Raw genomic sequence first — 25881 nt, 5'->3', positions numbered from 1 at the left:
TGACTAAGGTTTGGGCTGCGGCAGCGCCAGCCCGAGGATGACGAGCGAACGGCGGACACCATCGAGTTCCGCCACATCGGGAAAGTGACCCCAGGTACTGAAGCCCCGGCGCTCGAACAGCGCCATGCTGGGGGTATTGTGCGCGAAGATGAAGCCGAGCAGCGTGCGGATGCCGAGCGCCGGACAGGCTTCGAGCGCGTAGTCGAGCGCCAGCCGGCCGAGACCGCGGCCGCGCGCGCTTTCGGCCAGATAGATGCTGACCTCGGCCGTCGCCGCGTAGGCCGGCCGGCCGTAGAACGCGCTGAGGCTGATCCAGCCCAGCATGACGCCGGCGGCGTCCTCCAGCACCCACAGCGGATAACGCGCCGGCGAATGGGCGTCGAACCACGGCTCGCGCGATGCGACCGTCACCGGCTCGGTATCCGCCGTCACCTGGCGGGACGGCACCGTGCTGTTGTAGATGTCAACGATGCCGGGAAGGTCGGCACGCACCGCGTGCCGGACACGCATCCCGGCGCCGGTGTCAGCCATTGAGCGCCTCCATGCGCAGCCGCACCACCTTGTCGGTCACGCTGGCGAGCGCCTCGATGCGCGCAATCGCCGACTGCACGCGTCGTTCGACCACGCGATGGGTCAGCAGCACGATCTCCGCCTGACCGTCACGCTCGCTGCCCTTCTGGATCAGCGCTTCGATCGAGATCGACTCGTCGGCAAGGATATGGGTCAGTTCGGCCAGCACGCCCGGCTTGTCGATCACGCACACGCGCAGGTAATAGCTGCTTTCGACAGCCTCGATCGGCAGCAGCGGCAGGTCGGCGATCCGGTCCGGCTGGAAGGCCAGGTACGGGACGCGGTGTTCCGGGTCGGCCGTGGCCAGGCGGGCGATGTCGACGATATCCGCCACCACCGCGCTTGCGGTCGGCAGGGCGCCGGCGCCGGCGCCGTAGTACAGGGTCGGGCCGACCGCATCACCCTTGACCAGCACCGCGTTCATCACGCCATTGACGTTGGCGATCAGTACGCTTTCCGGAATCAGCGTCGGGTGCACGCGCAGCTCGATGCCGGCAGCGGTACGGCGGGTGATCCCCAGCAGCTTGACCCGGTAGCCGAGTTCCTCGGCGTAGCGGATGTCCTGCGCGGTCAGCGTGCTGATGCCTTCGAGATAGCACTTGTCGAACTGCATCGGGATGCCGAAGGCCAGCGCCGCCATGATGGTCAGCTTGTGGCCGGCGTCATGGCCCTCGATATCGAAAGTCGGGTCGGCTTCGGCATAGCCGAGGCGCTGTGCCTCGGCCAGCGCATCGGCGAACGGCAGCCCCTTCTCGCGCATCTCGGTCAGGATGTAGTTGGAGGTCCCGTTGATGATGCCGGCGATCCATTCGATATGGTTTGCCGCCAGCCCTTCGCGCAGCGCCTTGATGATCGGGATGCCGCCGGCCACCGCGGCCTCGAACGCGACCATCACGCCCTTTTCGCGCGCCCGGGCAAAGATTTCGTTGCCGTGCTCGGCCAGCAGCTTCTTGTTGGCCGTGACCACGTGCTTGCCATGATCGATGGCGGTCAGCACCAGGTCCTTGGCGATGCCGGTACCGCCGATCAGTTCGATCACGATGTCGATATCCGGATGGGTCGCGACCACGCGGGCATCGCTGACGATCTCGATGCCGTCGCCGACAATTTCGCGCGCCCTGGCAATATCGAGATTGGCCGCCATTTTCAGCACGATCGCACGCCCGGCACGCCGGCTGATTTCTTCCGCATTGCGTTTGAGAACGGTCGCGGTGCCGCCGCCGACCGTGCCGACGCCCATGATGCCTACATTGATCGGCTTCATCGTCACTCCTGCTATCGATTGTATGTTCCGGGAATAGTCGCCGAATATGCCACACATTGGGCATGTCGCGCAGTGCAGCACACGCCCCCGTTCGCCAAATTGTGCAAAAGGGTGGCGCGGTTCCGGAACGATCGATCAGGGGGCTAGGACGGGAAGCCCTTGAACGGCTGGCGCCGCAAGCGGTCGCGGTAAGCGCATTCGCGCTCGTAGATGGTGCGGTTGTGGACGTCCTTGATCTTCTTCACCAGCACGCGGCCGCTGAGGGTGAAGTAGTAGACCTTGCGCGGATAGCAGTCGAGCAGGTCCTCCGCCAGCACCGGAACGCTCTCCTCGGCAAGAAAGCGCCGGACGAAATCGACATTGCGCTCGCCGATATTGGATTTCAGCATCCCGCGCAGCACGCTGCCGCCGCCGAATACCTTGGCCTCGAAGCGCCGCCGGTCGCCGCCGAGCCGCACCATTTCGTCGATCAGCACTTCCATCGCATGCTGGCCATAGCGTTCGGGCAGATTGGTCAGCGCGTCCTGATCGGACACGCCATCGGGCAACGAAAAGTGATTCAGCCCGGCCACGCCGGCCACCGGATCGCGCAGGCACACCGACACGCAGGACCCCAGCACCGTCACCAGCAGCATGTCGCGATTGGTGGCAATGAACTCGCCCGGCAGCACCTTGGCCGCCTCGAGCTGGAAATTGGCGTCGTAGTAGGAGGCTCCTGGCATGGCTGCACTGGTCTTGGTATTGCCTGTGTTCATGGTGGTCTCGCATGTGGCCGCAAGCGGACACCGGGCCGGAGACCGGTCCGCGGCTGCGGGAAGAACGGTCACTGCCGCCCTGCCGGCAAGGCAATGACATCCGTATGTCTTGTCTAGATATAGACCAGTGGAATCCCGCTGCGCGATCCCTTCGCGGTGCCCGCTTGCATTCAGTCGTCAGCCAGCGGCAGGGACAGCACGAAACACGCCCCCGGTGCATGGCGCGCATCCAGCCGCAACTGTCCGCCCTGCTGCTGCGCCACCCGGGCAGCAATGGCCAGCCCGAGACCGGTACCCTCGCTGCGCGTGGTAAAGAACGGCTCGAAAATGCGCGAGGCGATCTCGGCCGGCACGCCCGGTCCCTGGTCGCTGACGGCGAATTCGACGCCGGCCTCTCCGCGGCGGACCGCCAGTGAGACCTCGCTGCCCGGGGACGAGTAGGCGAACGCATTCTCGATCAGGCTGACCAGAGCGCTGACCAGCGCCCTGGCATCGGCCCGTACCCGCGTCACGCCCGTGTCCTGCCGGCAGGCAAACGTCACGGCGCGGGCGCGGGCTCCGGCCAGCACCGCATGCTCGACCTCGTCCAGCACGTCGGCCACGGCGACGTCGTGCAACTCGAACGCCTCGCCGCGCACATAGCCGAGCGTGTCGCGGATCAGGCCTTCGAGCTGGCGCAGACGGTCCAGCGCCTTGCCGGCAAAGCGTTCCCGGTCTTCCCGGCCCAGTGGTTCGCGGGCCAGATTGGCGGTGTAGAGCATGGCGGTGGCCAGCGGCGTGCGCAGCTGATGCGCCAGCGATGCCGCCATCTGCCCCATCGCCACCAGTCGCTCCTGATCGGCCAGTTGCCGCGCTAGCGCCTGCTGGCGCGAGATGTCGTGCAGCAGCACGATGGTCGAACCGTCCGGCAGCGGACGCTGCTCGACAATGACTTCACGCGGCGCGGCCCCGGATGGCAGCAGCCAGGCGTCACCGACATCCGCCGGTGTCATCGCGGCCGATACCTGCGCCCAGTCCAGTCCGGTCCAGTCGGCCCCGGCCATGTCCTGCGCCGCCGGATTCTGCCGCAGCACGGTGCCGTCTGCCGCCAGCTCGACCACGCCGGCCGGCAACGCATCGAGCAGCAGCGCCAGCCGCTCGGCCAGACTGGCACGCTGCGCGCTCTGGCTGGCCAGCGCCAGATTGGCCATCTCCAGTTGCGCCGACAGGGTCGCCAGTTGCTTCTGCAGATCGGAGTACGCGTGGATCAGTTCACCGGACGCGCGGCTGAACAGACCGAACGCCTCTTTCAGCTGCTGCACGTCAGGAGAATTCTCCTGTGGACCGAGTTGATGATTCTCATGGCTCATGGCAGCCCCTATGACAGCACTAAGGGAAATGTGGTAGTAATCTACTCAGGAAATGTTCCGCACAACTGCGAGAAAAATCCTAACGAACGTCTAGAGTCACTTATGATTCTGCAGTTGTTGTCGATAGTATTCCTGACAGCCCCCCGGGCTGGCGATTTGAATTTGCAAAGATGAGCGGAGCACCTTGTGTCTGAACTACTGAAAAGCATTGACGCGCGAACCAAACTCGCGGGTGCAAACAAGCTGGAGATCCTGCTTTTCTCGCTAGGGGTCGACCAGCGGACCGGCCGTAAGGAAACTTACGGCATCAATGTATTCAAGGTCCGTGAAGTGATGCGCACCCCCGAGATCACGACGGCGCCGGAAATGGCCAGCTCGGTCGAAGGCATGGTCAGCCTGCGCGGTCACCTCGTTCCGGTCATCGACCTGGCGAAGTATACCGGCGTGATCACCGAGAAGACCCCGGAAGTCATGATCGTGACCGAGTACAACGGCCACACCCAGGGCTTCCTGGTCGAGGCGGTCGATACCATCCTGCGCCTGGACTGGTCGGCGATGCGCGTGCCGCCGGAAATGATCTCGAACCGCATGGGCGGTCTGGTCACCGCCGTGACCGAGCTCGACAACAATAATCTGGTGATGATGATTGACGTCGAGCGCGTACTGGCCGAGACCACCGATATCGACGACTCGTTCCAGTTCGTCAATATCGAGCCGATCAAGGAATCGCGGATGGTGTTCTTCGCCGACGACTCCGCCGTGGCCCGCAAGCAGATCGAGAAGACGCTGCAGGCGATGAACGTGAATTACGCATACGCAATCAACGGTCGCCGCGCCTGGGAAGAGCTGCAGCGCATGGCCAGTCAGGCCGAGCAGGCAGAGAAGCCGTTGAAGGATATGGTGAACCTGGTGCTGACCGACGTTGAAATGCCGGAAATGGACGGGTTCCTGCTGACCAAGATGATCAAGAGCGACCCGCGCTTCGCCGGCATTCCGGTGCTGATGCACTCGTCGCTGTCTGGTCAGTCGAACCAGCGTTTAGGCCAGTCGGTCGGTGTCGACGACTATGTGTCGAAATTCGAGCCGCAGAAGCTGTCGCTGAAGATGCGCGAATTGCTGAAGCTCTGACCCTGCTACGAGAATAATGGCCATGCAAGACATATCCCTGATCGATAACATCGATGCGCGCACCAAGCTCGCCGGCTCGAACAAGATGGAAGTCCTCCTGTTCTCGCTCGGCACCCGCGAAACCTTCGGCATCAACGTGTTCAAGGTGCGCGAAGTGTCGCAGACGCCGGAAATCACCAAGTCGCCGAACATGCCGTTCGGTGTCGAGGGCGTGATTTCCCTGCGCGGCAACATCATCCCGGTCATCTCGCTGGCCCGCTTTACCGGCGCGCAGGATGCGGACACCCACAAGTACGAATCGATGATCGTCACCGAATTCAACAAGAGCACGCAAGCGTTCCTGGTGGAGTCGGTCGACCGCATCATCCGCATCGACTGGGACCGGATGAAGGCGCCGGACAACATGATGCCGCAGGGACAGGCCATGATTACCGCCGTCTCCGAACTGGACGACGGCAAACTGGTTTCCATCCTCGACGTCGAGCAGATCCTGGCCAGCGTCGTCGGTGAAACCCGCATCCCCGACATTCCCAAGGCCGGCACCGGCAGCGACGAATTCATTTTCTTCGTCGACGACTCGGTGGTCGCCCGCAAGGAAATCACCCAGGTGCTCGACAAGATGGAAGTCAAATACCATCAGGCCACCAATGGCCGCGAGGCCTGGGAACGACTGCAGGCCTTCGCCAACCGTCCGTGGATGGATGGCGCCACGCTGCACGACACACTGAAACTGATCCTGGTCGATGCCGAAATGCCGGAAATGGATGGCTACGTTCTGACCCGGCACATCAAGGGCGACAAGCGCTTCGCCAATATTCCGGTGGTCATGCACTCGTCGCTGTCGTCCAATGCCAACCGGGCGATGGGCTCGAGCGTCGGCGTCGACAACTACGTCGCCAAGTTCGAACCCGCGCTGCTGGCGGAAACGATGTTGCCGTACCTGCAACGCTGAGCGCAGCATTCGCAGTGAGCGCCGCCATCGTTACGATCCGGCTCGACCCACGGTCTACCAGACAGAACCGGCTCCGGGCCCATGACCGGCAGCTTTGACAAAGCCACACATACGCAGGACAACGCCCCATGATCGAGGCAGCAGACAAGAACACACGCTTTCTGGTCGTCGACGATTTCTCGACGATGCGACGCATCCTCCGCAATCTGCTCAAGGAGTTGGGTTTCACCAACGTCGATGAAGCCGAGGACGGCCAGGCCGCGCTGCACAAGCTCAGAAGCCAGACATTCGATTTCGTCGTGTCCGACTGGAACATGCCGAACATGACTGGCATCGAGCTTCTGCGCAATGTACGCGCCGACGCCCAGCTCAAGCATCTCCCCTTCCTGATGATTACGGCGGAGGCGAAGCGCGAGAACATCATCGAAGCGGCCCAGGCCGGCGCTTCGGGCTACATCGTCAAACCCTTTACCGCTGCCACATTGGAAGAAAAGCTGGGCAAAGTCTTCCAGAGCGTGGCCAAGTAAGCAGAAAACCGAGGGAGGCTACGTGCCGGATAATCACTTGGAAAACGGCGATTCGCCCGAACTCGAGGCCCTGTTCGATCGTGTCGCTCACGACACGCATGTACAGGAAGCCCCGGCCGCGCCGATCGCTGCCGTCGTGCCCGCCCCATCAGCAGATGGCGACAGCGCCGAATTGCAGGCACTGTTTGACAGTGTCGCCGCCGCACCCGTTGCGCCACCCGTCGTACCGACGCCCGCCCCCGACCTGAGTGCCGCCGGCGACAGCCCGGAACTCGAAGCGCTGTTCGACAGCGTGGCCGCCAGCGTGGCCCCGGTCGCGCCCCCGCCCCCGGTCGTCGCGCAGGTGACCGCCGCCGGCGACAGCCCGGAACTCGAGGCGCTGTTCGACAGCGTGGCCAGCCAGGCCGCGGTCAGCGCAGACGCGCCAGCCGCTGCGGCACCCGTTGCCTCCGCTGACAACATGTATTCGCGAGTGGGCCAGCTGACCCGCAAGCTGCATGATGCGCTGCACGAACTCGGCTACGACAAATCCCTCGAACGCGCCGCCAGTGCCATTCCCGACGCGAAAGACCGGCTGTCCTATATCGCCACGCTGACGGAAAACGCCGCCGAGCGCGTGCTGAACGCCACCGACCGCGCGCAACCGCACCAGACCCGTCTGGAGAGCGGCGCCGCCGCCCTCGCCAGCGACTGGGACAAGGTGTTTGCCAACCAGTCGTCGCTGGAAGCCTTCAAGGCACTGGCGAAGTCGACGCGCGGCTACCTGGCCGAAGTGCCCGAACATACGCATGCCACGTCTTCCGAGCTGATGGAAATCGTCATGGCGCAGGACTTCCAGGATCTGACGGGTCAGGTGATCAAGAAGGTCGTGGAGATGGTCCAGCACATGGAGCAGGAACTGCTGTCGTTCCTGATGGAATACCAGCCGGAAATCAAGCCGGACCCGACCGAGCTCCACTCGCTGGAAAACGGCCCGGTCGTCAATCCGGCCAACCGCACCGACGTGGTAACCGACCAGAAGCAGGTCGACGACCTGCTGGCAAGTCTGGGTTTCTGATGCATACTGCATACACAACACTTTTCTCGCAGAGGCTGTCATGAGCGACTTCGCCGGAATGGAAGAACTGCTTCAGGATTTCCTGACAGAGTCTCTCGAATTGCTGTCCGATGTGGACAACAAACTGGTTGAACTGGAAAAGCGTCCCAACGACAAGGGACTGCTGAACGACATTTTCCGGGGCTTCCATACCATCAAGGGCGGTGGCGGTTTCCTGAACGCCACCCCGCTGGTGAATCTGTGCCACCGCACGGAAAACCTGTTCGACAAGCTGCGCAATGGTGAGCTGACGCTGTCCAGCGAGATCATGGACGTGATCCTCGACGCCACCGGCGTGGTTCGCGACATGTTCAGCTACATGGCGCAGGGCCGCATGCCGTCGCCGGCCGATCCGGCCATCCTGTCCAATCTCGACGCCGCACTGGCCGGACAGACGCCTGCCGTTGCGGCAGCAGCACCGGCAGCGGCCCCGGCAGCGCCGGCCGCCCCGGGCGAGCCGAACTGGCAGCAGCTGTACCAGGCCGTCGTCGTACCGGCAGACAGCGTCGCGCAGATTGCCGGTGGCGGTACGGCCGTCGTGCCGACCTCGGCCCCGGTGGCGCCAGCCCCCGCTCCGGCACCAGCCCCGGTGCCGGCCGCCCGCGATCGTGCGCCGGCCAAGGCCAATACCCAGGTCGCCGCACCGCAGGAAACCACCATCCGGATCGATACTCACCGTCTCGACCAGGTGCTGAACCTGTCCGGTGAAATCGGCCTGACCAAGAACCGCCTGACCACGATCCGTACCGAGATCATGCAGGGCAACCTTGGCACGAACACGCTGCGCGCACTTGATGAAGCGGTCAGCCAGCTCGACCTGCTGGTCGGTGACCTGCAGAACGCGGTCATGAAGACGCGGATGCAGCCGATCGGCCGCCTGTTCCAGAAGTACCCGCGACTGGCCCGCGATCTGGCCCGCCAGCTCGGCAAGGAAGTGGAACTGGTGCTGTCCGGTGAGGAAACCGAACTCGACAAGACCATGATCGAGGATCTGAACGATCCGCTGGTCCACCTGGTGCGCAACGCGGTCGACCACGGTACCGAATCCACCGAGGAGCGCATTGCCGCCGGCAAGCCGGTCAAGAGTATCGTGCAGTTGTCCGCCCGTCAGGTCGGTGACCACATCGTCATCGAAATCGTCGACGACGGTCGCGGCATGCGTGCCGACATGCTGCGCAAGAAGGCCGTCGACAAGGGCCTGATCGACAGCGAAACCGCACAGGCACTGGACGACAAGCAGGCTCTGCAACTTATTTTCCTGCCCGGCTTCTCGACCAAGGACCAGATTTCCAGCGTCTCCGGCCGTGGTGTCGGCATGGACGTGGTGCGGACCAACATCCAGCGCCTGAACGGCCGCATCGACATCACCTCGGTGCCGGGCGAAGGCACCCGCCTCAGCGTCTCGCTGCCGCTGACGCTGGCCATCCTGCCGGTGCTGGTGGTCAAGGTCTGCCAGCAGGCCTTTGCCGTGCCGCTGGCCATGGTGCGCGAGATCATCCCGATCGACCCGAACAGCATCCAGGAAGTCTCGGCCCGCCCGACCATCGTCGTCCGCGACGAGATCCTGCCGGTGCGCGGTCTGGCCGACCTGCTCGGCTGGCCGGCAACCCAGGAGCCGGCATTCGGCGTACTGATGCAGTCGGCGGAGAAGACCTTCATCCTCGCCATCGACGCTTTCGTCGGTCGGGACGATGTGGTGATCAAGCCGCTGCAGAACATCCGTCCGAAGGGGGTGGCCGGTGCCACGCTGTCCGGCGATGGAGCCGTGGTGCTGGTGCTGGACATGGAAGGTCTGCTGTCGGCCGAGTCCAAGGAAAAGGGCGGCCATCTGAGCCCGGCCCTGCTCGACCTGGCCATCTGACCGGCCCCGGGAGATCACCGCTTCACCGGCGATCTCCCGGCCGTTTCCCCGTCCCGCACCGCTGCGGGACGCTGTCGTTTGCCTTCCCGTGATTTCAGCAGAGTCGCCATGCAACCCTCCCCGGCCTTTATCGGTCGCCAGCCGGTCCTGAACCGGAACCAGCAGATCATCGGTTACCAGTTGCTGTTCCGCCCGGTAGCGACCGGGTCGATGCCGGCGGCCGACGACGAACCGGCCAATGGTGCCCACGTGCTGGTCAACACCCTGTCCAGCATGGATGCGGCGGCACTGATCGGCAACAAGTTCGCCTTCATCAAGGTCGGACAGGGTCTGCTGGTCAGCGAATTCCTGGAACTGCTGCACCCGCGCCGCGTCATTCTCGAGCTGTGCCCGTCGCTGCCGGCCAGCGCCGAAATGCGCCGCCGCGTCATGCATCTGCGGCAGCACGGCTTCGGGCTGGCACTGGACGACTATCAGCCCGGCGGCGAGCAGGACAGCTTCCTGCCGGCCATCAATTATGTGAAGCTGAACCTGGCGAGGCTTGGCCAGGAACGGCTGGAAAAGACCGCCGCCACGCTGCGACAGCACCCGGTGATCCTGATCGCCGAGCAGGTCGAGAGCCATGATGACTTCCGCTGGTGTCGCTCGATCGGCATCGACGGTTTCCAGGGCCACTACTTCACCCGCGCCGAAACCCTGAACAACCGCAGCGTCCACCCGCAGCTGGCCAATATCATCAACCTGCTGAACATGCTGCGCGGCAACGCCGACCTGGACGAGATTGAACTCGGTTTCCGCCAGGACGTGGCAATGAGCTACAAGCTGTTCCACTACATCAATTCGGCCGGCTTCGCACTGGTCAACGAAGTCGCTTCGTTCCGCCAGGCCGTCACCCTGCTCGGCTACCAGAAGCTCTACCGCTGGCTGACATTGCTGCTGGTCACGGCCAGCGAGGAAGTCGGCGCCCCGTCGGCCCTGCTGAAAACCGCTGTCACCCGTGGCCGTTTCATGGAGCTGCTGACGCGCAATATCGGCCACGGTCATGAAAGCGACAACGGCTTTATCGTCGGCATGTTCTCGCTGATCCATGTCCTGCTGGAAATGCCGCTCGAGTCGGCACTCGACAATCTGCTGCTGCCGGAAATCGCCCGCCATGCGCTGCTGGAACAGTCCGGCTGGCTGGGTCAGCTGCTGCAGCTGGTCATTGCCTGCGAAGATCCGGCGCTGCGCGATGTGCAGGTGCTGGCCGAAGCGCTCGGCCTGTCGGCCCAGACCCTGAACAGCGCCCATGTCGCCGCGCTGGGCTGGGTGGAAGAGCTGCGGATTTAACCGGACAGGTGCCGGGGCCGGCGAGCCGGGCCGGCAATGTGCTACGCTACGCGCTGTCCGTCATCGCCACACACACGTCCCTGTGCCCTGCGGGACGTTTTCGTTTCCACGCGGCCGGCCCGACCGGCGGCGTTCTGTTCAGCTGCCCCGATAATGAATCTGATCGCGCTCGATACCTCGACCGAATACCTGTCCATCGCCGTCCGTTTTGACGGCGTGGTCCACGCCCACCACAGCCATGTCGGCCAGAAACACGCCGAAGCAACCCTGCCGCAACTGGCCGAACTGCTGGCCGAAGCCGGACGGCCGCTGGCCGACGTCGATGCCATCGTGTTCGGTCAGGGACCGGGTTCGTTTACCGGACTGCGCATCGGCTGCGGCCTCGCGCAGGGACTGGCCTTTTCCTGTGCAAAATCGCTGATCGGCATTCCGACGCTCGACGCACTGGCAGCAACGGTCGATGCGCCGTGCGTGCTGGCCTGTCTGGATGCGCGGATGGGCGAGGTCTATGCAGCCGGTTACGACCGCCGCGACGGCAGCCAGCCGATCCCGATGGGCCTGTATGCCCCGGATGCCCTGCCAGTGATCGACGGCATGCGCTGGGTCGGCGCCGGCAGCGGGTTCGATGCCCATGCCGAGGCGCTGGCAAGCCGGCTTGGCAACACACTGGCGGCCATCGAGCCCGGGCGTCAGCCATCGGCGCTGGCCATGCTGGCACTGGCCGACAGTGGCCGCTATCCGCTGGTTCCGCCCGAGCGGGCCGAACTGCTGTACCTGCGCAACAAGGTGGCACTGACCACCAGCGAACGGGAAGCGCGATGAATCCGCAGTTCCGGCCGGCGACCGATGCCGACACTGAGCGGCTGGCAGCCATTGCCGCCGGCGCCCGGGACGGCGCCTGGACGCGCGGCCAGATCGCCGGCTCGCTGCACGGCGGCAGTCAGGTGCTGGTGACACAGATTGACGCCGACATTGTCGGTTTCGCCGTGCTGCAGACCGTGCTCGACGACGCCGAGCTGCATGACATAGTCATTGCCCGTGACTGGCAGCGCCGCGGTCTCGGTCGTCAGCTGCTCGATACCGTACTCGCCGCAGCCCGCACGGCAGGGGCGACCCGACTGCTGCTTGAAGTCCGTGCCGGCAACGGTGCGGCACTGGCGCTGTACACCGCCCGCGGCTTTGTCCGCTGTGGTGTGCGCCGCGACTACTACCGTACCGATAACGGCCGTGAAGACGCCATCCTGATGGAGATCGCCCTGTGAGCCGCCGCGACTTGCTGTTGAAGGAACTGGGACTGACGGTGTGGCGCCAGCGCCCCGGCCGTGCCGCCACCGCTGCCGAGCCGGATGACGACGTGCAGCCGGACGCCATCGGCACGCCCGCGCCGGTCGTTACGGCCGCTGAAACCGCCATGCCCGCCGCGCCCGCAGAGGTCCCCGACCTCCCGGTCATGCCGGAAACCCGGCACGAAGCGCCGGCCCTGCGCGACTGGGCGGATCTGGAGCAGCAGGTGCCGGCATGCCAGCGCTGTTCACTGAACGAAACCCGCACCCGGACCGCGCTCGAGCGCGGCAATCGGCAGGCTGCGTTGATGATTGTCGGTGAAGCGCCCGGCGAGCAGGAAGACCGCCTTGGCCAGCCGTTCGTCGGTCCGGCCGGCAAGCTGCTGGACGCCATGCTGACCGCCACTGGCTGGGACCCGGAGCGGGATGTCTATATCGCCAACGTGCTGAAGTGCCGGCCGCCAGGCAACCGCAACCCGCAGCAGGCGGAAATGGTTGCCTGTGTCGATTATCTGGCCGACCAGTTGCGGCTGGTCCGGCCAAAGCTGATCCTGTGCGTCGGCCGCATTGCCACCCAGGCACTGCTGGACAGCGAACAGGCGATCTCGCGGCTGCGCGGACAGGTTCACCACTGGCACGGCGTGCCGCTGATCGTCAGCTACCACCCGGCCTATCTGCTGCGCAACCTGCCGGACAAGGCCCGCGCCTGGCAGGACCTGTGCTTTGCGCGCAAGACCCTGGCCGGGTTGATGGCCGCCGGCTGACGCGCCCGCCTCAGTCCAGCGTCGGCAGCACGTCCGGCGCCAGCATCACCTGATTCTTGCCGCCGACCTTGGCCTTGTACATGGCATGGTCGGCGCGCTCGATCAGGTCGAGCTCGTTTTCGCCCGGCATCCAGCGGGCGACGCCGGCCGAGAAGGTGATCACCACATGGTCTTCATGGGCCATGAAGAAGGTCTTGGTCAGTTCGCGCTGCAGGCGCTCGATGATTTCACAGCCGCTTTCCGCGTCGGTCCCCGGCATCAGGATGATGAATTCCTCACCGCCGAAGCGCGCCACACCGTCACTGGGGCGCACGCGCGACTGCACCACCGATACCACATGTCGCAGCGCATCATCGCCGACCAGGTGGCCGTAGTGGTCGTTCAGCTGCTTGAAATTGTCGATATCGATCAGCGCCAGCGACAGCGGCGAGCGTTCGCGCTGCGCCCGGTCACTTTCGCGCGAGAACAGCTCATCCAGCCCGCGCCGGTTCAGGGCGCCGGTCAACTGGTCTTCCTTGACCCGGGCACTGGCTTCGACCAGCTCGCTTTCCAGCTGGCGGATGCGTTCGTTGACCACGCCGACCTGCAGCCTGGCGTCCACCAGCTCGTCACGGGCATTGACCAGGTCGAGGTGGACAGCACGCGTGTCGGCCATCAGGCTGTCGACGATGCCATGCAGCGCCAGCGGGTCCCGGCTGGCATTGATCGCTTCGGCATAGCCGCTGAAGCGGGTCTGGTATTCATCAGTGTTTTCGGACAGCAGGCTGACGCGGTGGATAAAGCTGTCGAGCATGTGCCGCATCGAATCGGTCGCCTCGTCGAGGCTGTGGCGCAGCAGGCCCTGGCGATAGACCGCTTCCTTCAGTCCGGCCTCGACCTGATACAGCTTGCGCATCGACACCGGCGAATCGGCCAGCAGCGCACGCACGGCGCTGATCTGGCCCTGCACGTGCGCGTCAGAGCCGATAAAGTCGACCAGATTTTCCAGCAGCAGGTCCAGAATGCGGGTAATGGCGGTGGTCAGCCGCTCGTCCTGCTGGGTCGCCAGTTCCAGCCGGATCCAGAAACGCTTGAGCCGGCGCGACACCATGACCAGATCCTCGTCGCGCTCGCCGCTGTCCAGTCCCTGCGCCAGCTGGACCAGTTCATGCTGCAGCTCCGGATAACCGGCCAGGCGCGGATGCACCCCCAGCGTCAGCGCTTCGCGCAGCGCGGCCAGACAGGCCTGCACGGCCGGGCTCGCCTCGGTGGCCGCTCCGCCGGCAGCCGGCACCGCATCGATGGCGTCGAACAGCAGGTCGCCATCGGCGCTCTGCACTGCCGCGCCCATGCTCCAGCTGCTGACCAGTCCCTGCAGCTTGTCATACAGCTGCGCCGGCCGCGCGCCACGGCTGGCCAGCACCCGGTCCAGCGTATCGCGCTTGTGACTCTGGGTCACCGCCAGCGGCATGTCCCAGGCCCGGATCAGACCGCGCAGCAGCGCGCTCCAGTCCTGGCCGGCCAGTTGCTGCTCGATCAGCATCTGCATCAGTTCGAGCAACTGGTCTGCTGCTTCATCCCACTGCTGCCGTTCGATCTGCTGCTGCAGGCGGCTGAAGCGCGGCGCCAGATCGATGGCACCGGGCAACAACTCCATGCGGGCCAGCAATGGCGCCGACAGCGGAGCCACCGGCGCCGGAAACTCGCCGATTTCGTCGTAGACGCGCTGATAGTTTTCCGGCGTGGGCGGAAGCTTGCGCGCAGCAAGCGTCAGCAGGGTTTCACGGGCTAGCTCGGTAGGCGTCATTAACGGAAAATTTCACAAGCATGTGGACAGACGATTATAGGGGAGTGTCTTCATGCAAAGCGGTTTCCGACAGCGAAAAACACTCTGGCGCGACGGACTGCAGCAAGAGACTCAACGTCCGGACGGACGGCCCAGCACCTGGAAAAAGACTTCGCCGGGCTTGACCATGCCCAGCTCGTTGCGGGCACGTTCCTCGACGGCTTCGTGCCCCTGTTTGAGGTCGCGGACATCGGCCGCCATCGCCGTATTGCGCGCGAGCAGCCGCTCGTTCACCGTCCGTTGCTCGGACAGCTGGCTTTCGATCTGCATGACGCGGATCCAGCTGCCCTTGCCGAACCACATGGGCCACTGCAGGACGAGGATGCCGACGACAAGAATGAGGGTGACGGAGCGCATGGGCGTTGAAGAGGCACCACCGTATTCCGGTGGTGCCTGCAGTGACATTACTTCAGATGATAGAACGCGGCGCGGCCCGGGTAGTACGCGGCAGCACCGAGTTCCTCTTCGATGCGCAGCAACTGATTGTATTTCGCCATGCGATCGGAGCGCGACAGCGAGCCGGTCTTGATCTGCATGCAGTTGGTCGCCACCGCCAGATCGGCAATGGTGCTGTCTTCGGTTTCACCCGAGCGATGGCTCATCACGCTGGTGTAACCCGAACGCTTGGCCAGATCCACCGCCTTCAGCGTTTCGGTCAGCGAGCCGATCTGGTTGATCTTGACCAGCAGGCTGTTGGCGATGCCCTGGCGGATGCCTTCGCCGAGGATCTTCGGGTTGGTGACGAACACGTCGTCGCCGACCAGTTGCACGTCACGGCCCAGCTTGTCGGTCAGGATCTTCCAGCCGGCCCAGTCGTGCTCGCTCATGCCGTCCTCGATCGAGATGATCGGGTAGTTCGATGCCAGCGTGGCCAGGTAGTCGGCGAAGCCTTCGCTGCTCAGTTGCAGCCCTTCGCTGGCCAGATGGTACTTGCCGTCCTTGTAGAACTCGGAGCTGGCGCAGTCGAGTGCCAGCAGCACGTCTTCGCCCGGCACATAGCCGGCCGCATCGATCGCGTCGAGCACCATCTTCAGCGCGTCTTCATTGCGGGCCAGGTTCGGTGCAAAACCGCCTTCGTCGCCAACGGCGGTCGAATGGCCGGCCTTGTTGCACAGCTTCTTCAGCGCATGGAACACTTCGGCGCCGCAGCGCAGCGCTTCGCGGAAGCTGCCGGCGCCCACCGGCATGATCATGAATTCCTGGATGTCGAGCGTGTTGTTCGCGTGCGCGCCGCCATTGATGACGTTCATCATCGGCACCGGCAGGCTCATCGGACCGGCGCCGCCGAGGTAGCGGTACAGCGGCAGCCCGGCTTCCTGGGCTGCGGCCTTGGCGGTCGCCACCGAGACGGCCAGGATCGCGTTCGCGCCGAGGCGACCCTTGTTGTCGGTGCCGTCCAGCGCCAGCATGGTCTGGTCGATATAGCCCTGGTCGGCGGGATCGAGGCCGATCAGCGCTTCGCAGATTTCACCGTTGACATGCTCAACCGCCTTCAGCACGCCGCGGCCGAGGTAGCGTCCTCCGTCACCGTCGCGCAGTTCGAGCGCTTCCTTCTCGCCGGTCGAGGCACCGGACGGCACCGCCGCACGGCCCATCACGCCGCTGTCGAGCCATACATCGCACTCGACAGTCGGATTGCCGCGCGAATCCAGCACTTCCCGGGCGATCACATCAACGATCGAACTCATCAAGACTCCCCTTCAATTTCGGACGTAGTTGTAGAGCAACACAGTATTTGCGGCAGCCGCCCACCCGGAGTGGTACAGGCTGCCGCATCAGCAAACGCCCTCGCAAACGCGAAGGCGGAGAATACAAACCGGCCGGCATGACGCCGGCCCGTTCCGGTATTGCCGACCGGCAACACCCTGATACCCGATTACAGACCGGTCTCGGCCAGCGGACGGGACTTGACCAGGCGGTCAAGCTCGACCAGCGTGGCCAGCAGTTCATACAGCCGCGGCAGCGGCCAGGCGTTCGGCCCGTCCGACATTGCCCTGGACGGCTCCGGATGGGTTTCCATGAACAGCCCGGAGATGCCGGCCGCAACGGCGGCACGCGCCAGCACCGGCACGAATTCGCGCTGGCCACCGGAACTAGTGCCCTGCCCGCCCGGCAACTGCACCGAGTGGGTCGCGTCATACACGACCGGGCAACCGGTATTGCGCATGATCGCCAGCCCGCGCATGTCGGACACCAGGTTGTTGTAGCCGAACGACGCACCGCGTTCGCACACCATCACCGTATCACCGTCATGGCCGGCTTCACGCGCCGCGTGACGGGCCTTGGCCACCACATTCAGCATGTCGCCCGGGGCGAGGAACTGCCCCTTCTTGATGTTCACCGGCTTGCCGGTCGCAGCGACGGCGCGAATGAAGTCGGTCTGCCGGCACAGGAAGGCCGGCGTCTGCAGCACGTCGACCACGCTGGCGGCGATCGGCGCCTCGGCTTCGGTATGCACATCGGTCAGGATCGGCACGCCAACCTGCTTGCGGACCTTCTCCAGAATGCGCAGCCCTTCGTCGATGCCGTAACCGCGGAACGACTGGTCCGAACTGCGGTTGGCCTTGTCGTAGCTCGACTTGTAGATGAACGGAATGCCGAGGCTGTCGGCAATTTCCTTGATCTGCCCGGCTGTGTCGATGGCGAACTGCTCGCCTTCGATCACACACGGCCCGGCAATCAGGAACAACGGCTGGTCGAGGCCAGTTTCGAATCCGCACAGTTTCATGGATAGCGTCCTTGTCGGTACGGCACGGCCGCCTCGCAGTCGAGAGCGGCCCCGGGGTGCCGGATTAGCGGTTCTTTTCCGCCTGGTAGGCCAGTGCGGCTTCGATGTACGCGGTGAACAGCGGGTGGCCGTCACGCGGGGTCGAGGTGAACTCGGGGTGGAACTGGCAGGCGAAGAACCAGCGGTGATCCGGCAACTCGACGGTTTCCACCAGTTGCTCGGCACCGGTCGAACGGCCACTGATCTTCAACCCGGCGGCTTCGAGGCGCGGCACGTAGTAGTTGTTCACTTCGTAGCGGTGGCGATGACGTTCGACAATGGTGTCCGCGCCATACACCCGTGCCGCCAGCGAGCCCTGCTCCAGCCGGCATTCCTGCCCGCCCAGACGCATGGTGCCGCCGAGGTTCGAGTTTTCGTCGCGGGTTTCGACCTTGCCGTCGTGGTTCACCCATTCGTCGATCAGCGCCACAACCGGGTATTCCGTTTCCGGATCGAACTCGGTCGAATTGGCACCGGCCAGGCCGGCCTTGTCGCGTGCGTATTCGATCAGCGCGATCTGCATGCCGAGACAGATGCCGAGATACGGGATGTTGTGCTCGCGGGCGTAACGGACCGCCTTGATCTTGCCTTCGACACCGCGCTTGCCGAAGCCGCCCGGCACCAGGATCGCATCCATGCCGCGCAGTGCGGCGCAGCCGTCGCGCTCGACTTCTTCGGAGTCGATGTAGTTGATGTTCACTTCGCTGCGGGTGTGGATGCCGGCGTGCTTCAGCGCCTCGGACAGCGACTTGTACGATTCGGTCAGGTCGACGTACTTGCCGACCATGGCAATATTGACCGAACGCGACGGGTGCTCGATCGCATCGATGATGCGGTCCCAGGCCGACAGGTCGGCCTTCGGCAGATCGAGCTGCATGTGCTCACAGATGATGTCGTCGATGCCCTGGGCATGCAGCATCGCCGGCACCTTGTAGATCGAATCGGAGTCGTAGCAGCCGATGACGGCGTTTTCTTCCACATTGCAGAACAGCGCGATCTTGCGCTTTTCGTCGTCCGGCAGTTCGCGGTCCATCCGGCACAGCAGGATGTCCGGCTGGATGCCGATCTCGCGCAGTTCCTTCACCGAGTGCTGGGTCGGCTTGGTCTTGATTTCGCCGGCGGTGGCAATGAACGGCACGTACGACAGGTGGACGTACAGCGTGTTCTTGCGGCCGAGATTCGAGCGCATCTGGCGGATGGCTTCCAGGAACGGCAGCGACTCGATGTCGCCGACCGTGCCGCCGATTTCGACGATGGCGACGTCGACATTGCCGGCGCCTTCGCGCACCTTGAGCTTGATCTCGTCGGTGATGTGCGGGATCACCTGCACGGTCCCGCCGAGATAGTCACCGCGGCGTTCCTTGCCGATGACGGCCTCGTACACCTGCCCGGTGGTGAAGTTGTTCGACTTGCGCATCTTCGACTTGATGAAGCGCTCGTAGTGGCCCAGATCAAGGTCGGTTTCGGCCCCGTCCTCGGTCACGAACACTTCGCCGTGCTGGAACGGGCTCATCGTGCCCGGGTCGACGTTGATGTAGGGGTCCAGCTTCAGCATGGTGACTTTGAGACCACGCGATTCGAGGATAGCCGCAATGGACGCGGCGGCGATGCCTTTACCCAGTGAGGAGACAACGCCGCCGGTAACAAAGATGAACTTGGTCATGGGAATACAGACTCAACGGAATCCGGGATTGTAGCCGTAAAGCGCGGGCCACTCAATTGACAGCTGGTCAACACATTGACTTTAGACGACAATCGGAACCGCCCGCGCGTCGTGTTGCGAACCGCCGGGCTACAGTCCCCGTCCCGAGACCCCCGCCGCAACACCTGCTCTGGCAAAGGCTTGAGCAGGCAGGTCTTTTTATGCTATAAAGCCCGCTTTTACCGGATTCTGGAGATTTAACATCATGGCGCGAGTTTGCAAAGTGACCGGCAAGCGTCCGATGGTGGGCAACAATGTTTCCCACGCCAATAACAAGACCAAGCGTCGGTTCCTGCCGAACCTGCAGTACCGTCGCTTCTGGGTTGAGAGCGAGAACCGCTGGGTTCGCCTGCGCGTGTCGAACGCTGCGCTGCGCACCATCGACAAGGTCGGCATCGAAGTCGTGCTGGCCGATCTGCGCGCTCGCGGCGAATTCTGATTTCGCCTCTCCCCAAGTTTAGTTAAGGAACGCCACCATCATGCGTGACAAGATCAAGCTGGAATCGACCGCTGGTACCGGTCATTTCTACACCACGACCAAAAACAAGCGCACCATGCCGGAAAAGATGGAAATCAAGAAATTCGATCCGGTTGCGCGCAAGCATGTGATCTACAAGGAAACCAAGCTCAAGTAATTGAGCGGGTTGCCGAGTGGATTCGGCTCACACCACCTCTCGGCAGGTCACGCCCATTCGTTGGGAATTGCCCGGCCGGTCGGGTAAGAAAAACCGCCCCTGCAGCGATGCGCGGGCGGTTTTCATTTTGTGCGGTGACGGACGGCTCAGTGCCCGGCCTCGCGGCGCTTGACCGGGCGATGCTCGCGATAGATGGCGGCCCGGCTTCAGGCAGCTCCAGTGGGTCATGCATGACCACCATCCTGATGGCCGCCGGGACGCTGGCCGACCGCGATGGCCGCAAGCGCCTGTTCCTGACCGGCATCGTCGCCTTTGCCGCGACATCGCTGGTATGCGGCCTGACCGCAAGCGCCCCGGTCCTGATTGCCGCACGCTTCCTTCAGGGCCTGAGCGCGGCACTGATGCTGATCTGCCAGGTCGCCATCCTGTCCAGCCAGTTCCGGGCCAGGCGCGAGCGTGGCCGGGCCTTCGCCTGGTGGGGCATCATTTTCGGCATCGGCCTGGGCTTCGGCCCGATCATCGGCAGTGCCATCCTGACGCTGGCAAACTGGCGATGGGTCTTCCTGGTCCATGTCGTTCTGGCCGACGTCACGCTGTTCCTGGCCCGGGCCGGCGTGCGTGAATCGCGCGACCCGCACGCCCTCAGTCCGGACCTGGCCGGCATCATCAGCCTGTCGGCCGTGAGTCTCGCCGGCATCGGCCTTGGCCTGACCAACACACCGGTCAGCAACACCATTACTGCGGCAGTACGCAGCGAGCGCGCGGGCATGGCGTCCGGCGTGGACATGAGTGCACGCATGACATCGCTTGCCTTCAACATTGCCCTGATCGGGTTCATTCTGGTGGAGGACGCCATGAGCAGCCTGCGCGACACGCTGAAAATGCAGGATGGCGCCGGACTGCGCCTGTTCGCGGAAAAGATCATTGCGGCCGCCGACCCGACGGCACAGGCAGCCCTGCTGGCGCAGTCGACGGTTCCGGGCGACGCAGTCCACGCCGCCCTGGCATCCGGCTTCGGCTGGGTCATGAGCTATGGCGCCGGCAGCGCCTTCCTGCTGTCACTGGGCAGCCTCATCCTCTTTGCCCCCGGCAGGACAGCGAGACACCCCGGGTGCCCCCGCCCCTGCGAGCAGGCCTAGAAACCCGGCACCGCAGCCGCCGCAGTCAGCCGGACGGGCACCGACGCTTCTCACGGCGCAGGTGCCCGAAAGGTCACCACGAAGAACGGACGAGCGCAGCGAGGTCCCCTCGCGGCGGCGAGGGCGGAGGGTGGCGGGGTAAAACAGGGGACTGCCGTGCTCCACAGCCCCCGCAATCAGTCGGGTGTGCACCGACGCCACTCCCCCCTCCGGTGCACATCCCCCAGGGTCACAACGAAGAACGGACGAGCGCAGCGAGGTCCCCTCGCGGCGGCGAGGGCGGAGGGTGGCGGGGTGAAACTGGGGACTGCCATGCTCCACCGCCCCCGCAATCAGTCGGGCGTGCACCGACGCCACTCCCCTCCCCCGCGCTCATCAAAGGCGGCAGTCAAAACCGGTACTGGCCCTTGACCCACCAGGTCCGGCCCGGCTCGTTGACGCGGCTGGTCTGCTCGTAACCTGCCACCATGGCACCGGCCTTGCTGACCGACTCGGCATAAGTGCGGTCGAACAGGTTGTCGATACCGGCCGTCAGTTGCAGGTTCTTCAGCGGCTTGTAGCCGGCATTGATCGACAGCGTGGCAAAGCCCGGCGTCGTACCCAGGTCGCGACCGATGATGTTGCCGGTACCGATGTCGACCCGGTCCTGCGCCGACACCACCCGCCACAGACCGCCAGCAGACCAGCGGTCATTGTCGTAGTTCAGCGTCACCCGACCTTCCAGCGGCGGCGTCTGCCCCAGCGGGCGGCCTTCGCTGTCGTTCTCGGCCCAGACATAGGCCAGCGCACCACCCAGCGTCCAGCCGGGCAGGAAGCGCCATTTCACATCGGCCTCACCGCCACGACGGTTGGCGTCGACATTGCGTGCCGTGGTCTTGGCCGCGCGATAGTCGACCAGGATGTAGTCATCGATGCGGCCGGCAAACAGCGACAGCGACGCGGACAGACTCTCGCCCTGCCACAAGGCGCCCACGTCGAGCTGGTTCAGCGTTTCCGGCTTCAGATCGAAGCGCGCATTGCGTTCCCAATAATCGGCGCCGCGCTCGGCGTGACCAAAGCCGGCATACAGCGTCAGCGGATCGGTGAAGCGCTGTTCGAGACGAATGAAGCCGCTGTCCAGATTGTTGCGCTGGGTCACCCCGTAGTTCGGATTGGCCGTGCCATTCACGAGCTGCTTGTCGTCGCGGGCCTCGTCGCGATCGCGGCGCAGGCCGGCGATCAGCCGGGTCCGGGTAGCCAGCGGGTACGACAGCTCGCCATACACGCCGCGCCGTTCCAGCGACATGTCGGCCGCGTACGGCTTGTCGTGGTAGTCGGCGCCCATCATGCCCATGCGGCTGCGGTGCTGGTCATCCTGCCAGTCGAAACCGACATCCAGTTCGCCTTCGCCAACGGCAAACTGGGTATAGGCGCGGCCACCGGTCACGGTGCGGTCCGGATTCATCGCTGCCTGCTTCATCTTCGGCGTGCTGCGGAAAGTGTAGTTGTCCATCACGTGGTCGACGTAGCTGCGGAACACCTGCACCCCGACCTTGTTCAGCCAGCTGGTGAGGTTGCGCTGTTCGAACTTGAGATTCCACGCATTGCGATCGAATTTGCTGCCGTCCATGCCACGGTCGGCGTAGGCAGCCTCGGCGCGGCTGATGTCATAGCTGGCTTCCAGCGTGGTGTTCTCGGTCGGCGTGATGCCGATCGTCAGCGAACCGGCGCGGCGCTTGCTTTCGCTGTGCACCGCATTGCCGTTGCCGTCGTGGTAATCATCGCTGTCATTGGTCTGGGTGCTGATGCGCACATAGGCCTGCGAGCTGCCGGCGGAGAAGTTCAGCCCGGAGTCGACCCGCCCGTCACGACCGACCAGCAGACTGGCCTGCCCCTCGACGCCCGGCTCGACAAACGCCGGCGCTTCGCGCTCGAACAGCACCGTACCGGCAAAGGCGACCGGCCCGTGCTTGACCGTCTGCGGCCCTTTCAGCAGCGTCACGCGGTCAAACGTTTCCGGGTTCAGGTACGCGGTCGGCGGGTCCATGCGACCGCCGCAGCCGCCATACAGGCCGGTGCCGTCGGCCTGGATATCCAGCCGCCCGCCACCAAGACCGCGAAACAGCGGGTCACCGCCGCTGCCGCCCTTGCGGGTGACATTGAAGCCGGGAATCGCTTTCAGCAGGCCGGCGCCATCTGCCGCCGGCGCCGGCTGATAGGTCGCTCGCGGGTCCAGCGTCACCGTCAGCGGTGCCGTGGTCGGCGCGGCCGTCACCACGACCTCGTCCAGTTGCGTCGCCGCCCCCGCCTCGGGGGAATTTGCAAAAACAGCCGGCGAAACAGCCAAGCCGATAAGAATAGTCTGATTCCGTAAAAACATGACGACATCAATCCGAATAAGAACGGCCGCATGGTAAGCCCATGCGGCCGTTCATCCCTGCGACATAGCGTCGCAGCCGGACCGGTTTCATGTCATTGCGTTGACCGGTATCAACCGGGCTACAGCCCGAGCCGCTGGCACAGCGTCGATACGCTGCCGGCAGCATTCAGCGTATAGAAGTGCAGGCCCGGCGCGCCATTCGACAGCAGCCGGTCGCACAGCTCGGTCACCACATCCAGCCCCAGCGCGCGGATCGAGGCGACATCGTCGCCATAGGCCTGCAGCTTCAGCCGCAGCCAGCGCGGAATTTCGGCGCCGCACAGGTCGGAGAAACGGGCCAGCTGGCTGAAGTTGTAGATCGGCATGATGCCCGGCACGATCGGGATGTCGACGCCGCGCGCGCTGGCTTCGTCGACGAAGGCGAAGTAGGCGTCGGCATTGAAGAAATACTGGGTGATCGCCGAGTTGGCACCGGCACGGACCTTGCCGGCGAAGGCATCGAGGTCGGCACGGGCATTGACCGCCTGCGGGTGATAGTCCGGGTAGGCCGCCACCTCGATATGGAAATGATCGCCGTGGGTATCGCGGATAAACGAAACCAGCTCGTTGGCATAGCGGAACTCGCCGACTTCGCCCATGCCGGACGGGATGTCACCGCGCAGCGCCACCACGTGGCGGATGCCCTTCTCGCGGTATTCGTCGAGGATGGAGCGGATATTGTCCCGGGTCGAGCCGATGCAGGACAGGTGGGGGGCGGCGGCATAGCCGGCGTCACGGATATCGAGCACGGCACGCAGGGTGCCCTCGCGCGTGGTGCCACCGGCGCCGAACGTCACCGAGAAGAAGGCCGGCTTGAAGTGGGCCAGCTGCTTGCGCGCCGTGGCCAGTCTGGCATGCCCTTCTTCGGTCTTGGGCGGAAAGAACTCGAAACTGATGGTGGGTTTGACCGACGACATACCTGAATCTCTGCGAATGATTGCACTTGTCCTGAACTGTGCCTAAAGCGCCCGCCATAGACAAGGCATCCGTTCGCATAACGATATGGCAGGCCGACGCAAAAACGCCCGCGGGAGCGATCCCGCGGGCGTCTGTCGGTTGCTGGCAGCGCTTACATGCCGCCCAGCGACTGGCGCATGGCTTCCAGGCAGGCGGCGTACAGGCCGTTCGGCAGCACGCCGAGGACCAGCAGGGCCAGGCCGTTCAGGCCGAGCACCAGTTTCATGTCGCCACCGATGGTGAGCTTGTCGCCACTGCTGGTGTCGGTCGCGTCGTCAAAGTAGACCACCTTGACCACCCGCAGGTAGTAGAACGCACCGATCAGCGACATCATCACGCCGACCACGGCCAGCCACAGCAGACCGGCGTCGACGGCAGCCTTCAGCACCGCAAACTTGGCGTAGAAGCCGACCATCGGCGGGATGCCGGCCATCGAGAACATGGCAAACAGCACCAGCAGCGCGTACCAGGCATTCTTCTGGTTCAGACCCTTGAGATCATCCATGGTTTCGCATTCGAAACCGGCCCGCGACAGCGCCACCAGGATGCCGAAGCTGGCCAGCGCGGTCAGCATGTAGGTGATCGCGTAGAACAGCGCGGCGGTATAGCCGGACGGGCTGGCCGCCAGGATGCCGATCAGCAGGAAGCCCATGTGCGAGATGGTCGAGTAGGCCAGCATGCGCTTGATGTTGGTCTGCATGATCGCGGCCAGGTTGCCGAGTACCAGCGAGGCCACGGCCAGGATGACCAGCATCGGCTGCCATGCCACCGCTGCCGGCGCCAGGGCCTGGGCCAGGAAGCGGAAGGTGAACACGAAGGCCGCCAGCTTCGGCGCGGAGCCGATCAGCACGGTGACCGCCGTCGGCGCCCCCTGGTACACGTCCGGCACCCACATGTGGAACGGCACGGCGCCGAGCTTGAACGCGAGGCCGGCAATGATGAACACCAGACCGAAGCTGACCAGGGTGGTATTTGCCTGACCGGCGCCGATGGCGTGCGCCACGTCACTGATCTGCAGCGAACCGGTTGCGCCGTACACCATCGAGATGCCGTACAGCAGCAGGCCGGACGCCAGCGCGCCAAGCACGAAATACTTCATCGCCGCTTCGGTGGCCGGAATCGATTCGCGCGACATGGCGATCATGGCGTACAGCGACAGCGACAGCAGCTCCAGACCGATGTACAGGGTCAGGAAGTGGCTGGCCGACACCATGACGAACATGCCCAGCAGCGAGAACAGCCCGAGGGTAAACAGTTCGCCCTTCAGGAAGCCGCGGTCATGCGCATACTGCCGCGCATAGACGAAGGTGGCACCCACGGCGACCAGCAGCCCCAGCTTGGACAGGCTCGACACCGGGTCGGCAATGTACATGCCGCTGAAGGTCAGCACCGGGTACGGGACCCAGGACGCGACCACGGCGACGGCGGTGCCGATCAGGGTCAGCATCGACAGTGCATAGGTGACGCCGCGGCGTTCGCTCTTCACGAACAGGTCGATGATGAGGATCGCCAGCGCCGCGCACAGCAGCACGATCTCCGGCAAGGCCGGCATCAGATTCAAATCAGCCCAACTCATTTGA

The 25881-nt window shown here is 64.4% G+C and carries 24 protein-coding genes; 12 read left to right on the top strand and 12 right to left on the bottom strand.

Features of this window, described 5'->3' with window-relative positions:
- Window positions 1-3: 3 nt before the first annotated feature.
- The 4 genes from ACYVG8_RS16170 to ACYVG8_RS16155 all read right to left on the bottom strand — a co-directional run bounded on the left by ACYVG8_RS16170 (window position 4) and on the right by ACYVG8_RS16155 (window position 3890).
- Window positions 4-531: a GNAT family N-acetyltransferase gene (locus ACYVG8_RS16170; RefSeq protein ID WP_233495153.1), complete on the bottom strand. Its 528-nt coding sequence runs from the start codon at window positions 529-531 to the stop codon at window positions 4-6.
- On the bottom strand, window positions 524-1834 hold the full coding sequence (locus ACYVG8_RS16165; protein WP_028497980.1) for a homoserine dehydrogenase: 1311 nt from the start codon (window positions 1832-1834) through the stop codon (window positions 524-526). Before ACYVG8_RS16165 ends, ACYVG8_RS16170 begins: the two co-directional genes overlap by 8 nt.
- A gap of 143 nt (window positions 1835-1977) precedes the next feature.
- Window positions 1978-2589, bottom strand: coding sequence for a chemoreceptor glutamine deamidase CheD (gene cheD, locus ACYVG8_RS16160; protein WP_084299777.1), 612 nt, complete (start codon window positions 2587-2589; stop codon window positions 1978-1980).
- Between the two features lie 170 nt (window positions 2590-2759).
- The gene (locus ACYVG8_RS16155) at window positions 2760-3890 is read right to left on the bottom strand and encodes a sensor histidine kinase (RefSeq protein ID WP_028497982.1); all 1131 of its coding nucleotides are present in this window, start codon (window positions 3888-3890) and stop codon (window positions 2760-2762) included.
- Window positions 3891-4124: 234 nt separating this feature from the next.
- Between ACYVG8_RS16155 and ACYVG8_RS16150 the strand changes: the two genes are divergently transcribed.
- The 9 genes from ACYVG8_RS16150 to ACYVG8_RS16110 all read left to right on the top strand — a co-directional run bounded on the left by ACYVG8_RS16150 (window position 4125) and on the right by ACYVG8_RS16110 (window position 12878).
- Window positions 4125-5066 carry a chemotaxis protein gene (locus ACYVG8_RS16150; protein WP_028497983.1) on the top strand — a complete coding sequence of 314 codons (942 nt, stop codon included), beginning with the start codon at window positions 4125-4127 and terminating at the stop codon, window positions 5064-5066.
- 16 nt (window positions 5067-5082) lie between these two features.
- Window positions 5083-6018 (top strand): chemotaxis protein, encoded by a 936-nt coding sequence (locus ACYVG8_RS16145; protein WP_107888775.1) that lies wholly within the window; start codon window positions 5083-5085, stop codon window positions 6016-6018.
- Between the two features lie 128 nt (window positions 6019-6146).
- Window positions 6147-6545: a chemotaxis response regulator CheY gene (cheY, locus tag ACYVG8_RS16140; protein ID WP_028497985.1), complete on the top strand. Its 399-nt coding sequence runs from the start codon at window positions 6147-6149 to the stop codon at window positions 6543-6545.
- A 37-nt stretch (window positions 6546-6582) separates the two neighbouring features.
- Window positions 6583-7602: a protein phosphatase CheZ gene (cheZ, locus tag ACYVG8_RS16135; RefSeq protein ID WP_233495154.1), complete on the top strand. Its 1020-nt coding sequence runs from the start codon at window positions 6583-6585 to the stop codon at window positions 7600-7602.
- A 40-nt stretch (window positions 7603-7642) separates the two neighbouring features.
- The gene (locus ACYVG8_RS16130; protein ID WP_028497987.1) at window positions 7643-9502 is read left to right on the top strand and encodes a chemotaxis protein CheA; all 1860 of its coding nucleotides are present in this window, start codon (window positions 7643-7645) and stop codon (window positions 9500-9502) included.
- Between the two features lie 108 nt (window positions 9503-9610).
- Entirely contained in the window at window positions 9611-10831 is a 1221-nt protein-coding gene (locus ACYVG8_RS16125; RefSeq protein WP_460746287.1) for an EAL and HDOD domain-containing protein, read from the top strand.
- A 153-nt stretch (window positions 10832-10984) separates the two neighbouring features.
- Entirely contained in the window at window positions 10985-11653 is a 669-nt protein-coding gene (tsaB, locus tag ACYVG8_RS16120; RefSeq protein WP_460746286.1) for a tRNA (adenosine(37)-N6)-threonylcarbamoyltransferase complex dimerization subunit type 1 TsaB, read from the top strand.
- Window positions 11650-12093 (top strand): ribosomal protein S18-alanine N-acetyltransferase, encoded by a 444-nt coding sequence (gene rimI / locus ACYVG8_RS16115; RefSeq protein ID WP_460746284.1) that lies wholly within the window; start codon window positions 11650-11652, stop codon window positions 12091-12093. The genes tsaB and rimI overlap by 4 nt, the downstream gene beginning before the upstream one ends.
- Window positions 12090-12878, top strand: a complete 789-nt coding sequence (locus tag ACYVG8_RS16110) for a uracil-DNA glycosylase (protein ID WP_460746283.1) — start codon at window positions 12090-12092, stop codon at window positions 12876-12878. The genes rimI and ACYVG8_RS16110 overlap by 4 nt, the downstream gene beginning before the upstream one ends.
- 10 nt (window positions 12879-12888) lie before the next feature.
- Here ACYVG8_RS16110 and ACYVG8_RS16105 read toward each other — a convergent pair whose 3' ends face one another.
- The 5 genes from ACYVG8_RS16105 to ACYVG8_RS16085 all read right to left on the bottom strand — a co-directional run bounded on the left by ACYVG8_RS16105 (window position 12889) and on the right by ACYVG8_RS16085 (window position 19133).
- Complete coding sequence (locus ACYVG8_RS16105; protein WP_028497992.1) at window positions 12889-14664, bottom strand: GGDEF domain-containing protein; 1776 nt, start codon at window positions 14662-14664, stop codon at window positions 12889-12891.
- Window positions 14665-14775: 111 nt separating this feature from the next.
- Window positions 14776-15060, bottom strand: coding sequence for a cell division protein FtsB (ftsB, locus tag ACYVG8_RS16100; RefSeq protein ID WP_028497993.1), 285 nt, complete (start codon window positions 15058-15060; stop codon window positions 14776-14778).
- A gap of 47 nt (window positions 15061-15107) precedes the next feature.
- Window positions 15108-16391 carry a phosphopyruvate hydratase gene (gene eno / locus ACYVG8_RS16095; protein ID WP_028497994.1) on the bottom strand — a complete coding sequence of 428 codons (1284 nt, stop codon included), beginning with the start codon at window positions 16389-16391 and terminating at the stop codon, window positions 15108-15110.
- A gap of 188 nt (window positions 16392-16579) precedes the next feature.
- Entirely contained in the window at window positions 16580-17431 is an 852-nt protein-coding gene (gene kdsA / locus ACYVG8_RS16090) for a 3-deoxy-8-phosphooctulonate synthase (RefSeq protein ID WP_028497995.1), read from the bottom strand.
- A gap of 64 nt (window positions 17432-17495) precedes the next feature.
- On the bottom strand, window positions 17496-19133 hold the full coding sequence (locus ACYVG8_RS16085; protein WP_028497996.1) for a CTP synthase: 1638 nt from the start codon (window positions 19131-19133) through the stop codon (window positions 17496-17498).
- Window positions 19134-19377: 244 nt separating this feature from the next.
- Between ACYVG8_RS16085 and rpmB the strand changes: the two genes are divergently transcribed.
- The 3 genes from rpmB (at window position 19378) to ACYVG8_RS16070 (ending at window position 20946) form a co-directional block, all read left to right on the top strand.
- A complete protein-coding gene (gene rpmB / locus ACYVG8_RS16080; protein WP_028497997.1) occupies window positions 19378-19611 on the top strand; it encodes a 50S ribosomal protein L28 in 234 nt (77 codons plus the stop codon).
- A 40-nt stretch (window positions 19612-19651) separates the two neighbouring features.
- Complete coding sequence (gene rpmG, locus ACYVG8_RS16075) at window positions 19652-19807, top strand: 50S ribosomal protein L33 (protein ID WP_028453358.1); 156 nt, start codon at window positions 19652-19654, stop codon at window positions 19805-19807.
- 230 nt (window positions 19808-20037) lie between these two features.
- Entirely contained in the window at window positions 20038-20946 is a 909-nt protein-coding gene (locus ACYVG8_RS16070; protein ID WP_460746281.1) for an MFS transporter, read from the top strand.
- A gap of 388 nt (window positions 20947-21334) precedes the next feature.
- On the opposite strand, the gene ACYVG8_RS16065 is transcribed toward ACYVG8_RS16070, so the two are convergent.
- The 3 genes from ACYVG8_RS16065 to nuoN form a co-directional block, all read right to left on the bottom strand.
- Window positions 21335-23305 carry a TonB-dependent copper receptor gene (locus ACYVG8_RS16065; RefSeq protein WP_460746279.1) on the bottom strand — a complete coding sequence of 657 codons (1971 nt, stop codon included), beginning with the start codon at window positions 23303-23305 and terminating at the stop codon, window positions 21335-21337.
- 119 nt (window positions 23306-23424) lie between these two features.
- Window positions 23425-24261, bottom strand: a complete 837-nt coding sequence (gene metF / locus ACYVG8_RS16060; RefSeq protein WP_028497999.1) for a methylenetetrahydrofolate reductase [NAD(P)H] — start codon at window positions 24259-24261, stop codon at window positions 23425-23427.
- Window positions 24262-24413: 152 nt separating this feature from the next.
- On the bottom strand, window positions 24414-25877 hold the full coding sequence (gene nuoN / locus ACYVG8_RS16055) for an NADH-quinone oxidoreductase subunit NuoN (RefSeq protein ID WP_028498000.1): 1464 nt from the start codon (window positions 25875-25877) through the stop codon (window positions 24414-24416).
- Between the last annotated feature and the right edge of the window lie 4 nt (window positions 25878-25881).

It is taken from the genome of Microvirgula curvata (assembly GCF_054781615.1).
Note: the sequence above shows the minus strand (reverse complement) of the source record. Positions and strands in the feature narration are given on the sequence as shown.

Coding starts and splice junctions, on each gene's coding strand:
- ACYVG8_RS16170 (WP_233495153.1), bottom strand. CDS start 531: ATGGCTGACACCGGCGCCGGGATGCGTGTCCGGCACGCGGTGCGTGCC.
- ACYVG8_RS16165 (WP_028497980.1), bottom strand. CDS start 1,834: ATGAAGCCGATCAATGTAGGCATCATGGGCGTCGGCACGGTCGGCGGC.
- cheD (WP_084299777.1), bottom strand. CDS start 2,589: ATGAACACAGGCAATACCAAGACCAGTGCAGCCATGCCAGGAGCCTCC.
- ACYVG8_RS16145 (WP_107888775.1), top strand. CDS start 5,083: ATGGCCATGCAAGACATATCCCTGATCGATAACATCGATGCGCGCACC.
- cheY (WP_028497985.1), top strand. CDS start 6,147: ATGATCGAGGCAGCAGACAAGAACACACGCTTTCTGGTCGTCGACGAT.
- ACYVG8_RS16130 (WP_028497987.1), top strand. CDS start 7,643: ATGAGCGACTTCGCCGGAATGGAAGAACTGCTTCAGGATTTCCTGACA.
- ACYVG8_RS16125 (WP_460746287.1), top strand. CDS start 9,611: ATGCAACCCTCCCCGGCCTTTATCGGTCGCCAGCCGGTCCTGAACCGG.
- tsaB (WP_460746286.1), top strand. CDS start 10,985: ATGAATCTGATCGCGCTCGATACCTCGACCGAATACCTGTCCATCGCC.
- rimI (WP_460746284.1), top strand. CDS start 11,650: ATGAATCCGCAGTTCCGGCCGGCGACCGATGCCGACACTGAGCGGCTG.
- ACYVG8_RS16105 (WP_028497992.1), bottom strand. CDS start 14,664: ATGACGCCTACCGAGCTAGCCCGTGAAACCCTGCTGACGCTTGCTGCG.
- ftsB (WP_028497993.1), bottom strand. CDS start 15,060: ATGCGCTCCGTCACCCTCATTCTTGTCGTCGGCATCCTCGTCCTGCAG.
- eno (WP_028497994.1), bottom strand. CDS start 16,391: ATGAGTTCGATCGTTGATGTGATCGCCCGGGAAGTGCTGGATTCGCGC.
- kdsA (WP_028497995.1), bottom strand. CDS start 17,431: ATGAAACTGTGCGGATTCGAAACTGGCCTCGACCAGCCGTTGTTCCTG.
- ACYVG8_RS16085 (WP_028497996.1), bottom strand. CDS start 19,133: ATGACCAAGTTCATCTTTGTTACCGGCGGCGTTGTCTCCTCACTGGGT.
- rpmB (WP_028497997.1), top strand. CDS start 19,378: ATGGCGCGAGTTTGCAAAGTGACCGGCAAGCGTCCGATGGTGGGCAAC.
- rpmG (WP_028453358.1), top strand. CDS start 19,652: ATGCGTGACAAGATCAAGCTGGAATCGACCGCTGGTACCGGTCATTTC.
- ACYVG8_RS16070 (WP_460746281.1), top strand. CDS start 20,038: ATGACCACCATCCTGATGGCCGCCGGGACGCTGGCCGACCGCGATGGC.
- ACYVG8_RS16065 (WP_460746279.1), bottom strand. CDS start 23,305: ATGTTTTTACGGAATCAGACTATTCTTATCGGCTTGGCTGTTTCGCCG.
- metF (WP_028497999.1), bottom strand. CDS start 24,261: ATGTCGTCGGTCAAACCCACCATCAGTTTCGAGTTCTTTCCGCCCAAG.
- nuoN (WP_028498000.1), bottom strand. CDS start 25,877: ATGAGTTGGGCTGATTTGAATCTGATGCCGGCCTTGCCGGAGATCGTG.